This window comes from Burkholderia theae (assembly GCF_048565265.1).
GTDB classification, from domain to species: Bacteria; Pseudomonadota; Gammaproteobacteria; order Burkholderiales; family Burkholderiaceae; genus Burkholderia; species Burkholderia theae.
The window spans coordinates 3,159,728-3,177,447 of record NZ_CP183462.1 but is presented as its reverse complement, the minus strand read 5'-3'; the positions used below and the strand labels follow the sequence as shown (position 1 = coordinate 3,177,447).

Here is a 17,720-nt window from a genome sequence, read left to right as displayed (position 1 = left end):
TCGTACTACCTGCCGGACCTCCGGCCACGTGCCGGACATCCTTGTTTACCGGACCTTATCACGGAATTGAGACCGCTTCCTGTCACCATCCAAAGGGAAAACCCGAGGTTTCTGCATCCGGGCATTGCCCATAAACTTCGGCTCATGTCATACGACGACGTACATTAAAGTGCCTAATCAGACCACCCCTCGCGATCTTCCGATCGATCTCGCGCGCACCGCGCGCCGGACCGCCGTGCGCTACTGGATCCTGGCGATGCTGTTCGTCGTCACGACGCTGAACTATGCGGATCGCGCGACGCTGTCGATCACCGGCACGCCGATCCGCAAGGCGTTCGGCATCGATCCGGTGACGATGGGCTACATCTTCTCGGCGTTCAGCTGGGCGTATGTGCTCGCGCAACTGCCGAGCGGCTGGCTGCTCGACCGCTTCGGCGCGCGGCGCGTGTATGCGGCGAGCATCTTCCTGTGGTCGGCGTTCACGCTGCTGCAGAGCACGATCGGCCTCGGCGGCAGCGCCGCGTTCGCGGTCGCCGCGCTGTTCGCGATGCGCTTCGCGGTCGGCATCGCCGAGGCGCCCGCGTTCCCGGCCAATGCGAAAGTCGTCGCGAGCTGGTTCCCGACCGCCGAGCGCGGCACGGCGTCGGCGATCTTCAACGCCGCGCAATATTTCGCGGCCGTGGTGTTCTCGCCGCTGATGGCGTGGCTCACGCATGCGTACGGCTGGCACCAGGTGTACCTGTGGCTCGGCCTCGCGGGCATCGCGCTCGCGTTCCTGTGGCTGCGCGTGATGAAGGATCCGGCCGACCATCCGGCCGTGAACCGTGCGGAACTCGACCATATCGAGCAAGGCGGCGGCCTCGTGCGTTCGACGGCCAGGCCGGCCGGTGCACGCGGTGCGGGCGCAGCGTCCGAAAGCAGCCGGGTCGCCGGCTGGTACTACGTGCGCCAGCTGCTGTCGAACCGGATGCTGATCGGCGTGTACCTCGGCCAGTACTGCGTGAACGTGCTTACGTACTTCTTCCTCACGTGGTTCCCGATCTACCTCGTGCAGGCGCGCGGGATGTCGCTGCTGAAGGCCGGCTTCATGACGTCACTGCCCGCGATCTGCGGATTCCTCGGCGGCGTGCTGGGCGGGATGCTGTCGGACGGGCTGATCCGCCGCGGCGTGTCGCTGACGCTCGCGCGCAAGATTCCGATCGTCGGCGGGATGGCGCTGTCGATGGTCATCATCGGCTGCAATTACGTCGACAGCGAAGCGCTCGTGATCGTGCTGATGGCCGTGTCGTTCTTCGGCAAGGGCATCGGGTCGCTCGGCTGGGCCGTGGTCGCGGACACCGCACCGAAGGAAGCGATCGGCCTGTCGGGCAGCCTGTTCAACATGTTCGGCAACACGGCCGGCATCGTCGCGCCGATCGCGATCGGCTACCTCGTCGGCGCGAGCGGCTCGTTCAACGGCGCGCTGGTGTTCGTCGGGCTGAACGCGCTCGTCACCGTGTTCAGCTATCTCGTGATCGTGAAGGACATCAAGCGCGTCGAGCTGCGACATCGCGACGCCTGAGCGTCGGCAAAACAGGCAGGAATACGACGGCGGCCGCGTAACAGCGGCCGCCGTTCTTGCATCAGAGCGAGGAATGCGCGACGCGCAGCATGTCGTGCACGCCGGACGTCATCAGCGCGAGGAACGCGAGCAGGCCGACATAGCAGAGCGCATAGGTCGTCTTCGTTTCGATCGACGTCGCGTAGTACACGCGGTTCTCCGGCGCGTCGGGATCGTAGCGCCACGCGCGCTTCAACTGCGGCAGCGCGAGGATCGCCATCACGATCAGCAGCGGGCTCGGGCGATACACGAACAGCGCGATCAGCACGGGCACGCCCGCGAACCAGATGCGCGGCGACAGCACCGCGGTGATCCGCCCGCCGTCGAACGGCGACAGCGGAATCATCAGAGATTGCTCAGGGAAACTCCATCTTTTGGGCAGAGAGTGAAAGGAGTCCTGTTGACAGGCAGCTTCTTCCACGGGTTAGGATAATCGATATGATTCTTGTCTATCGCTACCGGGTGAAATCACTCAACGGACTGCTTAACAAGCAGAGCCGTGCGGTGAACTACGTCTGGAACTTCTGCAACGACACGCAGAAGCATGCGCTCAAGTGGCGCAAGAAGTGGCCGACGGGTTTCGATCTGAACGTGCTGACAACTGGCAGCAGTAAGGAACTAGGCATCCATTCCGGCACCGTCAATGCAACCTGTGAGCAATACGCGAAGTCGCGCAGCCAATGCCGACGCCCTTACCTGCGCTATCGCGGCAGGAAGTCTCTTGGCTGGGTGCCGCTCAAGGGCCGCGACCTGAAGCGCGAGGGCGACGCGTTTCGCTTCGCCGGCAATAACTTCCGCGTATTCAACAGCCGGCCGCTTCCCGAAGGCAAGATCAAGGATGGGACCAACTTTGCCCAGGACGCACGCGGCAACTGGTTCCTGAACATCGTGATCGAGATGCCTGATGTTCAGGCCAGACCGATCCGCTCCGGTGTCGGCATCGATCTCGGCCTGAAAGACTTCGCCACACTTTCGACCGGCGAAAAATTGCCCAACGACCGTTTCGGTCAGCGCGCGGCCGAAAAACTAGCGAAGGCCCAACGCGCGCGAAAGCATAAGCGGCATATCGCAAAGCTGCACGCAAAGGTGGCGAATGCCCGCGCCAATTTTCAGCATAAGCTCGCGCTTGATCTGGTGCGCCGCTTCGACTACATCGCGGTCGGCAATGTGTCGGCCTACAAATTCGCCAAGACCAGGATGGCAAGAAGCGTCTATGACGCATCCTGGTCGTCCTTCCGAGACAAACTCCGTTATAAAGCGATCGCGCACGGAGCCACGTTCGAGGAAGTCGACGAAAGCGGTTCTACCCAGTCCTGTTCGGCGTGCGGGTCGAGAGACAGCACGACGCGGCCGAAAGGTATCGCGGGACTGCGAATAAGAGAGTGGGCCTGCGATGGCTGTGGTGCCGTGCATGATCGAGACACCAACGCTGCGCTGAACATTCTCCGATGCGGACGTGCATCGCCAGGTGTGGGAATCCTCCGCCTTTAGGTGGGGGCGGACGTCAAGTTGAATAGGTTCAGGAAGATGCCCGTAAGGGCGAGCAGCAGGTCGCTGTCGTCGTGCCGTGGGCGGCGCAGCAGTCCAGCGTGCCGACGAACGGCTCGGAGAGCCCGCGCTGCTGCGCGGCAAAATAATGGCCGGCTTCGTGCACCAGCAACAGCTTCGTCATTCCTTGCGCTCCGTGCCGGCCACGTCGGACGCGTCGGCGACGACCGGCGCCGCGGCCGCCTTCGGCTTGCGCCCGAAGAAGCGCTTCAGCGCCGCGCCGCCGGCCAGCAGCGCCACCGCGCCGATCTTGAAGAACTTCACCGCGAACGCACCGATCAGCGCGAGCAGGCCGAGCTTCTTCGCGCCGACGCCGACGATCAGCGCCGCGAGGCCGTACTCGGCGACGTGGTCGGTCGACTTGTTGAAATCGGCGTAGCGCTTGCCGTCGTTGAAGCTGATGTTCGACAGCAGGTCGTCGGCCGACGCCTTGTACTTCGGCAGGTCGGCCAGCGTCGACGCCATCGTCAGCGACAGGTAACCGTCGCGGCCGAGCACGAGCGTCCGGTAGTTCACGCCGTCGTTCTCGGCGTTCGCGGGCGCGCCCTTGTCGCGGATGATCGCGGACCATACGAGCCGGTGCGTGGCCGCGTCGTACGCGGGCGCCTTCGCCCAGCCGACCACCTCGGTCTCGGGCAGGCCGCGCTCCTTGCGCCCCGGGTTGTCTTCCTCGGTGCCGGCCTGCAGGTTCTTCAGCAACTCGTCGGGCTTCCAGTCCTTCGCGTCGTCGTCGCGGATATAGCCGCTCGGCTCGAACGACACGACCGAGATCCAGTCGGCATCGGGATCGTCGGGCAGCACGAGGCCGACCAGCTTCGATTCGTCGACCGAGTTGCCCATCGAACGCAGGTAGCGGCCGGCTTCGGCAGCCGGCACGAACGACTCGCCGGCCTTCAGCTTCAGCACGGCTTCGTGTTTCACATCGATGTCGGTCGGGCCGTTCACGACGGCCCCGTTGGCGGCCGCGGCGGCGGCCCTCATTTCCACCTGCGCAGCTTCGGTCTGCGCGTGGCCGGTGGTCGCGGCGAGTGCGAGCATCGCCACGCAGGCGAGCCGGACGGCATGTTTTTTCATTGTTGGATTCCCCTGAAATGCCTTGTCGTCAATATGCACGGCACCGGCCCATGCGTTTTCAATCGCGGGTCCGGCGTCGTCTCTCAGTTGGCACGGAGGCTATGGTAACGCAGCGCCGCGACGCGCCCGGGGAACGGCGCGATGCTTACCTCGCAGGTAATGCCCAACGCGCGCGGGATTGCCTATCATCTGGGTCATGAACCCGACCGCCGCCCTCCATTCGCCCTCCCCGTCCGCCAGCCGCGCATCCGGCATCGGCCCGCTGCTGCGCACGTGGCGGCAACGCCGGCGCCTGAGCCAGATGGCGCTCGCGCTCGACGCGGAAGTGTCCGCGCGCCACCTGAGCTTCGTCGAATCGGGTCGTGCGCAGCCGAGCCGCGACATGGTGCTGCATCTCGCGGAGCGTCTCGACGTGCCGCTGCGCGAACGCAATGCGCTGCTCGTCGCGGCCGGCTTCGCGCCGCTGTTTCGCGAGCGGCCGTTCTCGGATCCGCAACTGGATGCCGCGCGCCATGCGGTCGAAGCCGTGCTGCGCGGCCACGAGCCCTACCCGGCGCTCGCCGTGGACCGCCACTGGACGCTGCTCGCCGCGAACCGGATGCTCGGCGCGCTGGTCGCGCAGGCCGATCCGTCGCTGCTGCAGCCGCCCGTCAACGTGCTGCGCCTGAGCCTGCACCCGGACGGCCTCGCGTCGCAAATCGTCAACTGGCATGAATGGCGCGCGCACATCCTGCATCGGCTGCAGCGGCAGATCGATGCGAGCGGCGACCGCACGCTGCACGCGCTGCGCGACGAGCTCGCCGCGTATCCGGCGCCGGCCGGCCAGCCCGACGACACGCAGGCGCGTGCCGACTTCGCGGATATCGCGGTGCCGCTGCGGCTGCGCACCGCAGCCGGCGAGCTGACGTTCTTCAGTACGACGACGGTGTTCGGCACGCCGGTCGACGTGACGCTGTCGGAACTCGCGATCGAGGCGTTCTTTCCGGCGAATCCGGAGACGGTGGACGCAATGCGCGCGCTGGCGGACGCGTTGCCGGCGCAGTAACGCATGCTGTCGGCGCCATCGCGCCGGCGGCACGCGTACGAGGTAACGTCGATCAGCGGCGCTCGAGCGCCAGCTTCACACCGAGCCCCAGCAGGACCACGCCGCTGACGCGATGCATGCGCGTCAGGATGCGCGGATTGCGGCGGATCGACGCCGACAGCAGGCCGGCAAACAGCGCGACCGGCCCCTTGACGAGAAACGTCAGGCCGGCGAACGTCGCACCCAGCACGAACAGCGACAGCATCGGATGCGCGGCGCCCGCGGGAACGAACTGCGGCAGGAACGCCAGGTAGAACAGCGCGACCTTCGGATTCGACATGTTGGACAGCGCGCCTTGCGCGAACGTGCGCAGCCGCGATGCCGGCGCGCCGCGGCTGCTCGCGAGCGTCAGCTCGCCCGACGAGCGCAGCAGCGTGATGCCGAGATACAGCAGGTACAGCGCGCCGACCACCTTCAACGCAGTGAACAACCATTCGGATGCCTGAAGAAGCGCGCCCAGCCCGAGCGTCGCGAGCATCGTGTGCACGAGCAGCCCGACGCTGACGCCCGCCGCGGTCACGAGGCCCGCGCGCGTGCCGCCGGACAGCGTGCGCGACATCACGAGCACCATGTCCTGGCCCGGCGTGACGATGATCAAAAGGGACGTGGCGATGAACGGCAGCCAGGATACGTGCAGCATCGGAGATCTCCTGAAGGGGATGGCCGGCACGGGCATCGCGCGTGTCGCACAGGCCGGCCGGTCGTCCGATTATCGGCGCGTTGCGGTGGAGATTGGATGCGTATTTGGCTATTTGAAATGCCGTATTTGGCGCTATTCTCTAGCATCCGCATCGATGGTAGTGAAAAATGCCAACCAAACTGGACGCGATTGACCGGCGCATTCTGCGTGCGTTGCAACAGAACTCGAACCAGACGAACGCCGAACTCGCGCAACAGGCCGGACTCTCGGCCACGCCCTGCCTGCGCCGCGTTCACCTGCTCGAAGAGCAGGGCGTGATCGACGCCTATGTCGCGCTGCTGAACCCCGCCGCCGTCGACCTGAGGTTCACGGCATTCGTGCGCGTCACGCTGGAGCGCCAGGACAAGAAGACGGTCGAGCGCTTCGCGCGCGAAATCGAGCAGGCGCCCGAAGTCCTCGAATGCCACCTGATGGCCGGCAGCTACGATTACCTGCTGCGCGTCATCGCGCGGGATCTCGACGACTATCAGCGCTTCCAGATGGAAACGCTCACGCAGATCGAAGGCGTCCGCAACGTCGAAACCGAGATTCCGCTGAAGCGCATCAAGCAGACGGTGCGCCTGCCGATCTAGGCATCCAGAAACGTGACAGGCTGCCCGGCCGGCTGTCCGCTCAACGCGCCGTCGCGCACGGCGATCTGTCCGCGCACGACCGTGTGCACGGGCCAGCCGGTGACCGCGCAGCCGTCGTAAGGTGTCCAGCCGCTCACGCTGGCGATCCATTCGTCGCGGATGATCCGGCGCGCGTGCAGGTCGACGATGCTGAAGTCGGCGTCGTAGCCGATCGCGACGCGCCCTTTCCCTTCGATGCCGAAGATGCGCGCCGGCCCGGCGCTGGTCAGGTCGACCAGCCGTTCGAGGCTCAGGCGGCCCGCATGCACGTGATCGAGCATCAGCGGCAGCAGCGTCTGCACGCCGGTCATGCCGCTCGGCGACTGCGGATAGGGCCGGCGCTTTTCGTCGCGCGTATGCGGCGCGTGATCGCTGCCGATCACGTCGACCACGCCGTCTCGGACGGCCTGCCACAGTGCATCCCGATGCTGCCGCTCGCGCACCGGCGGGTTCATCTGCGCGAACGTGCCGAGCCGCTCGTAGCAGTCGGGCGCGTGCAGGCTCAGGTGATGCGGCGTGACCTCGACCGTCACGCGTCGCCGGTGCCGCGCGAGCCATGCCATTTCGTCCGCGGTGGACACATGCAGCACATGCAGCCGGCGCCCCGTCTCGGCGGCCAGCCCGACGATGCGCCGCGTCGCGGCCAGCGCACTTTGCACGTCGCGCCAGTGCGGATGGTCGCGCACGTCGCCGCTCGCGTCCACGAGCGCCCTGCGTTCGCGCAGCCGCGCCTCGTCCTCCGCATGCACGGCCATGCGCCGCCGCCCGTTGCGCAGGATCCGGCGCAACACGGCTTCGTCGTCGGCCAGCAGATCGCCGAACGAACTGCCCATGAAGACCTTCACGCCCGCGCAGCCCGGCAGGCGTTCAAGCACCGGCAACCGCTCGGCGTTCGCGGCCGAGCCGCCGATGTAGAACGCGTAATCGCACCATGCACGGCCGCGCGCGAGATCCAGCTTCGCCTGCAGATCCTGCTCGCCCAGCGTCAGCGGATGCGTATTGGGCATCTCGAAGATCGTCGTGACGCCACCGAGCACCGCGCCGCGCGTACCGGCCTCGATGGTTTCCTTGTGCGTCAGGCCCGGTTCGCGGAAATGCACCTGACTGTCGACGACGCCCGGCAGCACATGCAGCCCGCCGGCGTCGAGCAGCACGTCGGCGCTCCAGGTGCCGTGCAACGCGCCCAGCGCGACGACGCGGCCATCCGCGCACGCGACGTCGATCCGCTCGGCGCCGTTGGGCGTCATCACCGTGCCGCCGTGCACGAGCAGGTCGACGTGGCGGCGCTTCGGCCCGTCGCTCCGTTCAGGTCGAATGTGTTCGCCCATGACTCAGAACTCGTTCTGGATGTGCTTGTAGCCCAGCACCAGCGCGTTGTTCGTGCGCGCGACGTCCTCGGAGAAGTCGCTCGCGTCGGCCGTCACCTGCGGCAACGCGGCAAGATCGGTTTCCGGCCCGATGCGTTCGGTCGAGCGCACGTAGAAACCCGGCGGCAGGTGGCAGCCGTCGACGACCGCGTTGTAGCGCACCACGCAGCCGTCGTCGATGGTGCAGTTGAACAGCACGCTGTTGAACCCGACGAACACGCCGTCGCCGACCTGGCACGGCCCGTGGACGATCGCGCGATGCGCGATCGACGTATGCCGGCCGATGGTGACGCTCGCGCCCGACTTCGAATGAATCACCACGCCGTCCTGGATGTTCGAATGCGCGCCGATCACGATGGGCGCGATCCGGCCGTCCGCGTCTGTTTCGTCGGCGCGGATCACCGCGTACGGGCCGATGAACACGTTCTCCTCGACGATCACGAGCCCGCACAGGATGGCGGTCGGATCGACGAACGCGCTCGGGTGAATCTGCGGCAGGTCGCCGCGCGGGTTCTTTCTGATCATGAGGATTCCTGCTGAGAAAGGAGAGGGTCGCGCTTGAGCCGTTCGAACAGGCCCGGATCGCGCCACTGCGCGGCGACGGCCGGCGCGAACACGATGTCATCCAGGTCGATGCGGCCCATGCGCGGATTGAATGCATCGTCGCGAAAGCACTGCGCGTAGCCGGTCTCGGTCTCGTGCACGATGACCGAATGCAGCCGCACGTCGGCCTCGCCGTTCGACATGCTCGTGTGGGACAGCACCGCATCGACGAGACGAAACAACACGCGCGAGAACTGCTCGGCGCTCGGCGAAACGGGCAGCAACACCCAGCGCTCCGAGTGGCGGCGCATGCTGTCGAGATAACCCGGATCGTCGCCGGACCAGAGCGTCACCGCATGGTCGAACGCGTCGATCAGGTCGCGCACGTCGCCCTTGAGCAGCCCGAAGTCGTAGATCATCTGCCCGTGGTCCAGCGCATGCGCTTCGAGCACCAGCTCGACGCGGTACGAATGGCCGTGGATCGAATGCGAGCAGCGCCGCGTGCTGCAGCCACGAACGACGTGCGCATTCTCGAAGCGGAACAGCTTGCGGATCAGCATGCGTCGACGCCTTCGCGAACCGGTGCGGCCCAGGCCACCGCATCGTGCGGATGCAGGCTTTCCAGATGACGCACGCGAACGCGCGGGTTCGCATGGCGACCGTCCAGCGCGGCCTGAACGCGGCGCGCGGCATCCTCGACGAACATCAGGTTCCCGCCGTTCAGCACCGCGAACGCCTGCTCGTCCGCACGCTTGACGGCCGTCTGCACCGGCGTGCCGAGCGCGTGCTCGATACGATCGATCAGGTCAATCAGCCCCAGCGTCGCGGCGTCGACGGGCAACGCCACGCTCACGACGGCTTCGCTGCGCTGGCTGTGCGGCGTGGCCGCCGTCGCATGCCGCTGCAACCACGCGGCGACCGCGGCCGGCGCCACGCGATCCTCGCGGCCGAACGCCGCCAGAAACGCCTGCTCGACCCAGTGCCGCGACAGCGCGGCCGAACACGGGCACGTCGACGAATAGGCGACCGTCACCTGCGCGCGCAGTTCGAACGCGTCGCCGGTCAGCACCGCGTCGACCCGAACCGGATAGGACTTCCACCCGGCCAGCCCGTCGGTGACGAGCGCCGCGCGGCGCGCCAGCAGGTCGAAACGCAGCCGCACCCGTGCGCTGCGCGACGCGCAGTCGCGATGGCTGTCGACCATTGCGCGCAGCATGCGCCGCAAACCGGCCGGCGACAGCGCCGCGCCGTCGCCGAGCGCGTCGAGCAGCCCGTACAGCCGCGACATGTGGATGCCCTTCACATGCGGCGCGGGCAAATCGACCTGCACGTCGGCGCGCGCATGCACGTCGCGCCGGCAGCCGGGCTCGGCGACGGCAACGGGCAGGTCGATGCCCTGCATGCCGACCCACTCGAGCGGGCGGCGGCCCGGTGCGGCATCGGTCAGGGAAATATCGGGAAGGGCTGCATTCATGCTCGAGATCCGGTGGAGCGCCTTCTCCATCCGGATCGATGCAGGAAGCGCGTTCAGGTCAGGGCCAGTCGTGAAACGGGTTGTCCCACGTGGTCCAGTGTTCGGGGCCGGTGGCCATTTCGGTATCGGTCAGCAGACACGCGTCGAAGCGCGCGCGCAGCGCGGCCTCGTCCATGTCCATGCCGATCAGCACGAGTTCCTGGCGCGCATCGCCGACGTGCTCGTCCCAGCGCGCGCGGATCTGCGCGACGGCTTCCGGGTCCTGCGGCCAGCGCTCGGGCGGCACGGCCGCCCACCAGTGGCCGGCCGGCCCGTGCCGCGCGACCGCGCCGGCCTGCGACCACGAACCGGCGACGGTCGGATGGGTGGCCAACCAGAAGAACCCCTTCGAGCGGACGACGCCCGGCCATTCGCTTTCGACGAGATCGAAGAAGCGCCGCGGATGAAAGGGCCGCCGCGCGCGGTAGACGAAGCTGCGGATTCCGTATTCGTCGGTCTCCGGCGTGTGCGTGCCGCGCATCTCCTGCAGCCAGCCCGGCGCACGCGAGGCCGCGTCGAAGTCGAACAAGCCCGTGTCGAGCACGCGTTCGAGCGGCACCTTGCCGAATTCGGCGATCTCGATCCGCGCACGCGGGTTCAGCCCGCGCAGCAGCGCGACCAGCCGCTCGCGCGCGCCGCCGTCGATCAGGTCGATCTTGTTGATCACGATCACGTCGCAGAACTCGATCTGGTCGATCAGCAGATCGACGACCGTGCGCGCATCCTCGTCGCCCATCGATTCGCCGCGCGACTGCAGGCTGTCGCGCGACGCGTAGTCGCGCAGGAAGTTGAACGCGTCGACCACCGTCACCATCGTGTCGAGCCGCGCGACTTCGCCGAGACTGCGGCCGTCCTCGCCTTCGAACGTGAACGTCTCGGCCACCGGCAGCGGCTCCGAGATGCCGGTCGATTCGATCACGAGCTGGTCGAAGCGCCCTTCGCGCGCGAGCCGGTCGACCTCGATCAGCAGATCCTCGCGCAGCGTGCAGCAGATGCAGCCGTTGCTCATCTCGACCAGCTTCTCGTCGGTGCGCGACAACCCCGCGCCGCCGTCGCGGACGAGCGCGGCATCGATGTTGACCTCGGACATGTCGTTGACGATGACCGCGACGCGCCGGCCCTCGCGATTGTTGAGGATGTGGTTGAGCAGCGTCGTCTTGCCGGCGCCGAGGAAGCCGGACAGGACGGTCACGGGGAGCCGCGTGGACGGATGGAGTGCGGTGCTCATCGGGCGATTCCGGTAGAGGACGTTGAGGATCGGATGATATATTGTATCGATACGATATAACATATCATTTTCAGCGTCCAGCGTTCGGAACGATCGACGTGTCGGTATAAGCGGCACGCACCGGCGCTTACCGGTCGGCGCGGAGCCGCCACGAAGCGCCCCACGCCTGCTCCGTCGTCACGTATAAAGCGACGCCTGCGGCAATTCGCCCGTCAGCGCGAACCGGCCCACGTCGCGCAGCCGGTAGTCGAGCGGATCGTGCAGTGTATGCGTGCGCGCGTTCCGCCAGAAGCGGTCGAGGCCGAGCGACGCGGCCGTTGCGCGTGCGCCGCATGCATCGAACAGCGCCTCGCCGTTGTCGAGCGCCGCGCGCTGCGCGACGATCTTCGCGTCCGATACCGCCAGCGCCGCGTCGGCGCGCTCGTCCGCCGTCAACGCATCGCGGCGCACCCACGCGCGCTGTAGCACGTCGGCCGCGCGATCGGCGAGCGCCGCCGCGGCCAGCGCCCGCACGCGCATGTCGCCGAAGCGCTGCAGCGTGTACGGATCGTCGGCCGCCTGCGCGGCGTCCGAGTGAATCCACGGGCGGCCATGCTTGAGCACGTAATCACGCGCGTCGGCCAGCGCGCCTTCCGCGAGCCCGACGAACAGGTTCGTCAGCACGAGCTGCGACACGAGCGTGCGCAGCGTCGCGCGCGGCGTCGGCGGCGACTCGGAACGGTGCAGCACTTCGTCCGGCGCGAGCGTCACGCCGTCGAAGCGCACGCTGCCGCTGTCGGTCTGGCGCTGGCCGATCGGATCCCAGTCGTCGTTGACCGAGATTCCCGCGCGGTCGGTCGGCACCACGCCGAACACGGTACGGCCCGTTTCCGGATCGTGCGCGGACACCGTCATCCGCTGCGACCCGCGCGTGCCCGAACAGAAGCCCTTCACGCCGTCGAGCCGGTAGCCGCCATCCGGCGTCGCGGCAGCCACGAGCCGCGTGTCGAGCGGATTGACCGCATTGCCCCACCACCAGCGTTGCTCGACGGTGCCGCGCAGATAGCGTTCGCGCTGCGCGGCGCTGCCCCACACGTCGACGCTGACCACCTGCAGGCACTGGAACCCGACGAGATGCGCGAGCGCGCTGTCGACGCGCGCGATCTGCCGGATCGCGTCGTAGATCGCGGGCCACGCGGCTTCCTGCCCGCCGAACGCGCGCGGCACCGCGAGCGTCAGCAGGCCCGCATCGGCCAGCCATTGCTTTTCCTGCGCCGCGTGACCGCCCGCGCGGTCGCGCGCGGCGGCGGTCGCCCGCAGCGCATCGATCGCGCGCGCCAGCGCGTCGCGATCGAAGGTAGGCACATCGGTATCCGGCTCGAAGGTCGCCGGGCCGCGCGGATCGTTCATGCGACGGCTTCCTGCTGTGCGGCTTCCCGCGCAACCGCCTCGCCCGACAGCGGCACCAGCGCGCCAAGCTTGCGGCCGGTCAGCCGCGACAGGATCTCGCGCCGCCAGTCGTCATAGATCGCGCGATATTCGGCGATGTCCGCGCCGAACACGTGCGCGGTATGCGCGTACTCGTCGTGCAGATAACCGTCGAGCCGCGCCTGCGTTTCCTCGTCGGCCGCGATCACGCGATCGATCAGCGCATCGCGCTCGGCGGCCGGCAGCGTCGCGAGCCGCTCGAACCACCACTGGACGATCTGCACGCGATGCCACTCCTCGTCCGGCCGGATCCGGTTCTCGCCGTGTTCGCGCATCGCGCCGTCGCCGATGCGGCCGGTCTTGCGCTGGATCCACAGCTTCGCGAGGATGTGCAGCTCGTAATGCCATTCGAACGCGAGAAAACCCGCGACGTCGCGCACCGCGATGTCGCCGATGCGCGCCCAGTGCGCGGCGACGAGCCGGTCGACTTCCGGCAGCGGATCGCGCCCGGTCAGTTCGGTCACGCGCTCTCGTCCGATCACCGCGTGCGCGCCGTCGTCGCCGAGCTGGCGCGACAGGATCAGCTGGAAATGCGGATCGTCGCGGAACAACGTGTCGATCGCCTTCGCGACGACCTGCACGATGAACAGGTCGTGCGACGCCATCTTCGTGTAGTAGTCGGCGACGGCGGCCAGTTCGTCCGCGTTGCGCGGCTCGCGCGGCGGCGTGGCCAGTTTGTCGGGGAAACCGGGACGATGGCGTCGCGCCACGTCGAGAAACAGCGCTTCCTCGAATTGTCCGTTCCATTCGCGCGGCGCGCCGAGGGGCAAGGTCATGGGTAGGGTTCTCTCAGGTTCATGAATGAAACGAGCGCGTGCTTGTGGCACGGCTCAGGTACGCCGGGTCACGTGTCGGACCAGGCGGTCGCCCGTGATTTGCACGGCCGAGACGAGCGCGATCAGGATCACGATCACGGTCGCCATGACGGTCGTGTCGAAACGCTGGTAGCCGTAGCGGATCGCGAGATCGCCGAGCCCACCCGCGCCGACGGCACCCGCCATCGCGGTCGAGCCGATCAGCGCGACGACGGTGATCGTGAAACCGCCGAGCATGCCGGGCAGCGCCTCCGGCAGCAGCACGTGCCAGACGATGTGGCGGCGCTTCGCGCCCATCGCGAGCGCGGCCTCGATCAGCCCGCGATCGACTTCACGCAGACTCACTTCGGCGATCCGCGCGAAGAACGGGATCGCGGCGATCGACAGCGGCACGACGGCCGCCCATACGCCGATCGTCGTGCCGATCAGCACCCGCGTAAACGGCAGCAGCGCGACCAGCAGGATGATGAACGGCGTCGAGCGGAACACGTTGACGAGCGCGCCGAGCACCGCGTTCACGCCGCGCCGCGCGTAGATGCCGCCGGGCGCGGTCGTCACGAGGATCACCGCGAGCGGGATGCCGATCAGCGCCGCGATGACAGCCGACGCGGCGACCATCGACAGCGTGTCGCGGATCGCGTCGAGTAGTTCGGGCCACCAGAGCTCAAACATAACCGAGCACCTCCGCGTGATTCGCGTGACGGCGCGCACGTTCGAGCAGCGCGGCGACCGCGCCGCCGCGTGCCGTCGACTGGCCGGCTTCATCGGCGCGCGGCGACGCCGCGATCACGAGCCGCCCCTGCGCATGCCCCTGGATGCGCTCGATCCCGCCGTGCAGGAACCGCACGGAGCCGCCGAGTGCCGCCGCGAGCGCGCCGACGTCCGGCTCGCCGCCGCTCTCGCCCGTATAACGAACGTCGAGCACAACCTGCGCGCCGTCGGGCAACGCGGCCTGCTCGGGCAGCGGCTGCACGCGCGCGGCCAGTTCGGCCGGCAGGTCGTGCACGAGCGTGCTGAGCAGCGCGCGCGTCGCGCCGTGGCGCGGATCGCCGAACACGCGCCACACGGGGCCCGTTTCGACGACTTCGCCCTGTTCGATCACCGCGACCGTGTCGCACACCGCGCGGATCACCTCCATCTCGTGCGTGATCAGCACGATCGTCAGCCCGAGGCGGCGGTTGATGTCGGCGAGCAGCGCGAGAATCGACTGCGTCGTCTCGGGATCGAGCGCCGACGTCGCCTCGTCGCACAGCAGCACCTCGGGATCGTGCACGAGCGCGCGGGCAATGCCGACGCGCTGCTTCTGGCCGCCCGACAGGCTTGCCGGATACGCGTCGCGCTTCGCGGCGAGCCCGACGAGTTCGAGCAGCGCCTCGACCTTGCGCACGCGCTCGGCTTTCGGCACGCCGGCGATCTTCAGCGGCAGCGCGACGTTCTCGAACACCGTCTTCGCCGACAGCAGGTTGAAATGCTGGAACACCATGCCGGTGCGACGCCGCAGCGCAACGAGTCCGTCCTCGTCGAGCGCGCCGACGTCGACGCCCTGCACGCGCACGCGGCCCGAGCTCGGCCGTTCGAGCCCGTTCACGAGCCGCAGCAGCGTCGACTTCCCGGCCCCGCTGCGGCCGATGATCCCGAATACCTCGCCGCGCCGCACGTCGAGCGTCACGTCGCGCAGCGCGGCGGCGTGGCCGCGCGGCGTCGCGAACACCTTGCCGACCTGTTCCAGCGACACGGCCGCACCATCGGCAGGCGCGGCCGTTGCCTCATGCACCGCCGCAGCGGCACCTGCCCGCGCGGCCGATGCGTCGATGAAACCCAGCGTATCGAACAATTGCGTCATCGCTTCGCTCCGTCACGTTCAGGCATGCGCGGGATGCGCGGGTTCGGATACGGCGGCCGGCCGGTGCCGCGCGCCCGTGTGCCACGCGGGCAGGTGCGCGCCCGCGCCGAACAGCTTCTCGCGCAGCGTCGGCGCGGGATCGTAGTCTTCCTTGTAGACGCCGCGGTTCTGCAACTCGGGCACGACCCAGTCGACGAAATCCTCGAACGACTCGGGCATCACGGTCCGCGTCAGGTTGAAGCCGTCGATGCCGGTCTCGTCGATCCACGACTGCAGTTCGTCCGCGACCTGCGACGGCGAGCCGACGATCGGCGCATAACGACCGCCGAGCGACATCTGTTCGAGCATCCGGCGCACGGTCCACGTGCCGGTCGTGCTTTTGCGCGAGATCGCGTCGACGGCCGACTGGATCGAATCGGTCTTCACATACGAGATCGGCTCGTCGAGGCCGTACTTCGCGAAGTCGATGCCGGTCGAGCTCGCGAAATGCGCGAGGCCGGCTTCCGGGCTCGCGTAACGCCGGTATTCGTCGAATTTCTCGCGCGCGAGCCGCTCGGTCTCGGCCGTCACGACGCTCACGCCGGCGAAGATCCGGATCGATGCCGGATCGCGGCCCTGCCGCGCGGCGGCCGCGCGGATGTCGAGCGCCGCCGCGCGCGCGGCGGCCTTGCTCTGCCCGTTCACGAACACGCATTCCGCGTGACGGCCCGCGAACTCGACGCCGCGCGCGGACGAACCGGCCTGGTACAGCACCGGCGTGCGCTGCAGCGACGGCTCGCTCAGGTGGATCGCATCGATGGAATAGAACGGCCCGTCGTGCTTCACGCGCCGCACCTTGCCCGGCTGCGCGAACACGCGTGCCTGCGCGTCGCGGATCACCGCATCGTCGTCCCAGCTCTGTTCCCACAGCTTGTAGACGACGTCCATGTAGTCGTCCGCGCGCTCGTAGCGGTCGTCGTGGCCGATCTGCTGCGCGAGGCCCATCCCGCGCGCGGCGCTGTCGAGATAACCGGTGACGATGTTCCAGCCCACGCGCCCCTTCGTCAGGTGGTCGAGCGTCGACATGCGGCGCGCGAACAGGTAAGGCGGCTCGTAGGTCAGGTTCGCGGTCACGCCGAAGCCGAGGTGCTTCGTGACCTGCGCCATCGCAGGCACGAGCAGCAGCGGATCGTTGACGGGCACCTGAACCGATTCGCGCAGCGCCGCATCGGGGCCGCCGCCGAACACGTCGTACACGCCGACGATGTCCGCGAGAAAGATCCCGTCGAACTTGCCGCGTTCGAGCGTCTTCGCGAGATCGGCCCAGTAGTCGAGATCGGTGTAGTGCGCGGAGCGGTCGCGCGGATGCGTCCACAGCCCGTGATTGATGTGCCCGACGCAGTTCATGTTGAACGCGTTGAGCAGGATCTTCTTGTTGCCGTTCGCCATGTTCGCCTCCGTCACCACGCGATCGCGTACAGCGAGCCGAACGCGTTGTCGAGCGCCTTGCGCACGGCCGGCGAGTGCTGGTAGATCGCGATGAACTTGCGGATGCGCGGGTCGTTCACGCTGTCCGGCCGCACGACCCACTGGATCGCGAAATTCTTGTTCTCGGTGCCGTCGAACAGCAGCGCGCTGTTCGGGTCGGTCGTGCCGGCGAGCTTGATGAAGCTCGGGTAGCCCTGCGCGAGATCGACGTCGTCGAGCGAACGCGCGAGCTGCGACGCTTCGAGCGGGATGATCTTCAGGTGCTTCGGGTTCGCGACGATATCGTGGGTCGTCGCCCGGTAGTCGGCGCCCGGCTTCAGCGTGATCAGGCCCGCGCGCTGCAGCAGCAACAGCCCGCGCCCACCGTTCACCGGATCGTTCGCGATCGCGACGCGTGCGCCGTCCTTCAGGTCGGCAAAGCTTTTCACCTTCTTCGAATAGAGGCCGATCTTCATGATCGTGCCGGGCGCGATCGACACGAAGTTGTAGCCGCCCTGCTTGTTCGCGTTCTCGAGAAACGGGATGTGCTGGAAGTAGTTGACGTCGATGTCCTTGTTCGCGAGCGCCGCGTTCGGCGTATTCCAGTCGGTGAACTCGATGATCCGCACGTCGAGCCCCTGCGCCTTCGCTTCCTTCGCGGCGATCTTCAGCGCGTCGATCTGCGGGCTGGTCGAGATGCCGACCTTCAGCGGCGCGGATTCGGCGCGCGCGCCGTTCGGCAGCACGAGGCCAAGCAACGCCGCGAACAGCGCGGCCGCCAGCAGGCGGGCCGGCCGGGCAAACCGCGCCAGTCGGCCGGAGGAAAAGCAGGCGGAAAAAACGGCATGCAGCATGGAAACCACTCTCCTGTCCAAAGACGG

At 67.7% G+C, this 17,720-nt stretch carries 18 protein-coding genes and 1 pseudogene; 4 read left to right on the top strand and 15 right to left on the bottom strand.

Translation table 11 applies throughout. The features are described from left to right. Positions 1-169 precede the first annotated feature (169 nt). The gene (locus ACN22W_RS31875; RefSeq protein WP_419688476.1) at positions 170-1,561 is read left to right on the top strand and encodes an MFS transporter; all 1,392 of its coding nucleotides are present in this window, start codon (positions 170-172) and stop codon (positions 1,559-1,561) included. Positions 1,562-1,622: 61 nt separating this feature from the next. Here ACN22W_RS31875 and ACN22W_RS31870 read toward each other — a convergent pair. Next, positions 1,623-1,946, bottom strand: a pseudogene (locus tag ACN22W_RS31870) (site-2 protease family protein); the annotation flags it as partial. Positions 1,947-2,038: 92 nt separating this feature from the next. Here ACN22W_RS31870 and ACN22W_RS31865 point away from each other — a divergent pair. After that, on the top strand, positions 2,039-3,091 hold the full coding sequence (locus ACN22W_RS31865; protein ID WP_419688474.1) for an RNA-guided endonuclease InsQ/TnpB family protein: 1,053 nt from the start codon (positions 2,039-2,041) through the stop codon (positions 3,089-3,091). A 28-nt stretch (positions 3,092-3,119) separates the two neighbouring features. On the opposite strand, the gene ACN22W_RS31860 is transcribed toward ACN22W_RS31865, so the two are convergent. Both ACN22W_RS31860 and ACN22W_RS31855 read right to left on the bottom strand, forming a co-directional pair. Next, positions 3,120-3,272 carry a hypothetical protein gene (locus ACN22W_RS31860; protein WP_419688472.1) on the bottom strand — a complete coding sequence of 51 codons (153 nt, stop codon included), beginning with the start codon at positions 3,270-3,272 and terminating at the stop codon, positions 3,120-3,122. Next, complete coding sequence (locus tag ACN22W_RS31855) at positions 3,269-4,222, bottom strand: DUF2167 domain-containing protein (protein ID WP_419688470.1); 954 nt, start codon at positions 4,220-4,222, stop codon at positions 3,269-3,271. The genes ACN22W_RS31860 and ACN22W_RS31855 overlap by 4 nt, the downstream gene beginning before the upstream one ends. A gap of 196 nt (positions 4,223-4,418) precedes the next feature. Between ACN22W_RS31855 and ACN22W_RS31850 the strand changes: the two genes are divergently transcribed. Further along, positions 4,419-5,267: a helix-turn-helix domain-containing protein gene (locus ACN22W_RS31850; protein ID WP_419688468.1), complete on the top strand. Its 849-nt coding sequence runs from the start codon at positions 4,419-4,421 to the stop codon at positions 5,265-5,267. A gap of 52 nt (positions 5,268-5,319) precedes the next feature. Here the strand turns inward: ACN22W_RS31850 and ACN22W_RS31845 are convergent, their stop codons facing one another. Beyond that, positions 5,320-5,946: a LysE family translocator gene (locus ACN22W_RS31845; protein ID WP_419688466.1), complete on the bottom strand. Its 627-nt coding sequence runs from the start codon at positions 5,944-5,946 to the stop codon at positions 5,320-5,322. Between the two features lie 167 nt (positions 5,947-6,113). Between ACN22W_RS31845 and ACN22W_RS31840 the strand changes: the two genes are divergently transcribed. Beyond that, positions 6,114-6,578: an Lrp/AsnC family transcriptional regulator gene (locus tag ACN22W_RS31840; RefSeq protein ID WP_129515837.1), complete on the top strand. Its 465-nt coding sequence runs from the start codon at positions 6,114-6,116 to the stop codon at positions 6,576-6,578. On the opposite strand, the gene ACN22W_RS31835 is transcribed toward ACN22W_RS31840, so the two are convergent. The 11 genes from ACN22W_RS31835 to ACN22W_RS31785 form a co-directional block, all read right to left on the bottom strand. Beyond that, positions 6,575-7,945, bottom strand: a complete 1,371-nt coding sequence (locus ACN22W_RS31835; RefSeq protein ID WP_419688464.1) for a dihydroorotase — start codon at positions 7,943-7,945, stop codon at positions 6,575-6,577. The two genes, ACN22W_RS31840 and ACN22W_RS31835, sit on opposite strands and share 4 nt — an antisense overlap. A gap of 3 nt (positions 7,946-7,948) precedes the next feature. Further along, entirely contained in the window at positions 7,949-8,509 is a 561-nt protein-coding gene (locus ACN22W_RS31830; protein ID WP_048245843.1) for a carbonate dehydratase, read from the bottom strand. Then, positions 8,506-9,087 (bottom strand): 6-pyruvoyl trahydropterin synthase family protein, encoded by a 582-nt coding sequence (locus ACN22W_RS31825; RefSeq protein ID WP_419688462.1) that lies wholly within the window; start codon positions 9,085-9,087, stop codon positions 8,506-8,508. Before ACN22W_RS31825 ends, ACN22W_RS31830 begins: the two co-directional genes overlap by 4 nt. Beyond that, positions 9,081-10,001, bottom strand: coding sequence for a GTP cyclohydrolase FolE2 (gene folE2, locus ACN22W_RS31820; RefSeq protein WP_419688461.1), 921 nt, complete (start codon positions 9,999-10,001; stop codon positions 9,081-9,083). Before folE2 ends, ACN22W_RS31825 begins: the two co-directional genes overlap by 7 nt. A gap of 58 nt (positions 10,002-10,059) precedes the next feature. Continuing rightward, on the bottom strand, positions 10,060-11,268 hold the full coding sequence (gene zigA, locus ACN22W_RS31815) for a zinc metallochaperone GTPase ZigA (RefSeq protein WP_193099728.1): 1,209 nt from the start codon (positions 11,266-11,268) through the stop codon (positions 10,060-10,062). A 177-nt stretch (positions 11,269-11,445) separates the two neighbouring features. Continuing rightward, on the bottom strand, positions 11,446-12,657 hold the full coding sequence (locus ACN22W_RS31810; protein WP_419688459.1) for an acyl-CoA dehydrogenase family protein: 1,212 nt from the start codon (positions 12,655-12,657) through the stop codon (positions 11,446-11,448). Further along, complete coding sequence (locus ACN22W_RS31805; protein ID WP_419688457.1) at positions 12,654-13,511, bottom strand: hypothetical protein; 858 nt, start codon at positions 13,509-13,511, stop codon at positions 12,654-12,656. The genes ACN22W_RS31810 and ACN22W_RS31805 overlap by 4 nt, the downstream gene beginning before the upstream one ends. Before the next feature lie 54 nt (positions 13,512-13,565). Next, positions 13,566-14,222: a methionine ABC transporter permease gene (locus ACN22W_RS31800; RefSeq protein WP_048023409.1), complete on the bottom strand. Its 657-nt coding sequence runs from the start codon at positions 14,220-14,222 to the stop codon at positions 13,566-13,568. Next, entirely contained in the window at positions 14,215-15,393 is a 1,179-nt protein-coding gene (locus ACN22W_RS31795; protein WP_419688455.1) for a methionine ABC transporter ATP-binding protein, read from the bottom strand. The genes ACN22W_RS31800 and ACN22W_RS31795 overlap by 8 nt, the downstream gene beginning before the upstream one ends. Before the next feature lie 18 nt (positions 15,394-15,411). Then, entirely contained in the window at positions 15,412-16,821 is a 1,410-nt protein-coding gene (locus ACN22W_RS31790; protein ID WP_412023702.1) for an LLM class flavin-dependent oxidoreductase, read from the bottom strand. Between the two features lie 11 nt (positions 16,822-16,832). Continuing rightward, on the bottom strand, positions 16,833-17,693 hold the full coding sequence (locus ACN22W_RS31785) for a MetQ/NlpA family ABC transporter substrate-binding protein (protein WP_419688453.1): 861 nt from the start codon (positions 17,691-17,693) through the stop codon (positions 16,833-16,835). Between the last annotated feature and the right edge of the window lie 27 nt (positions 17,694-17,720).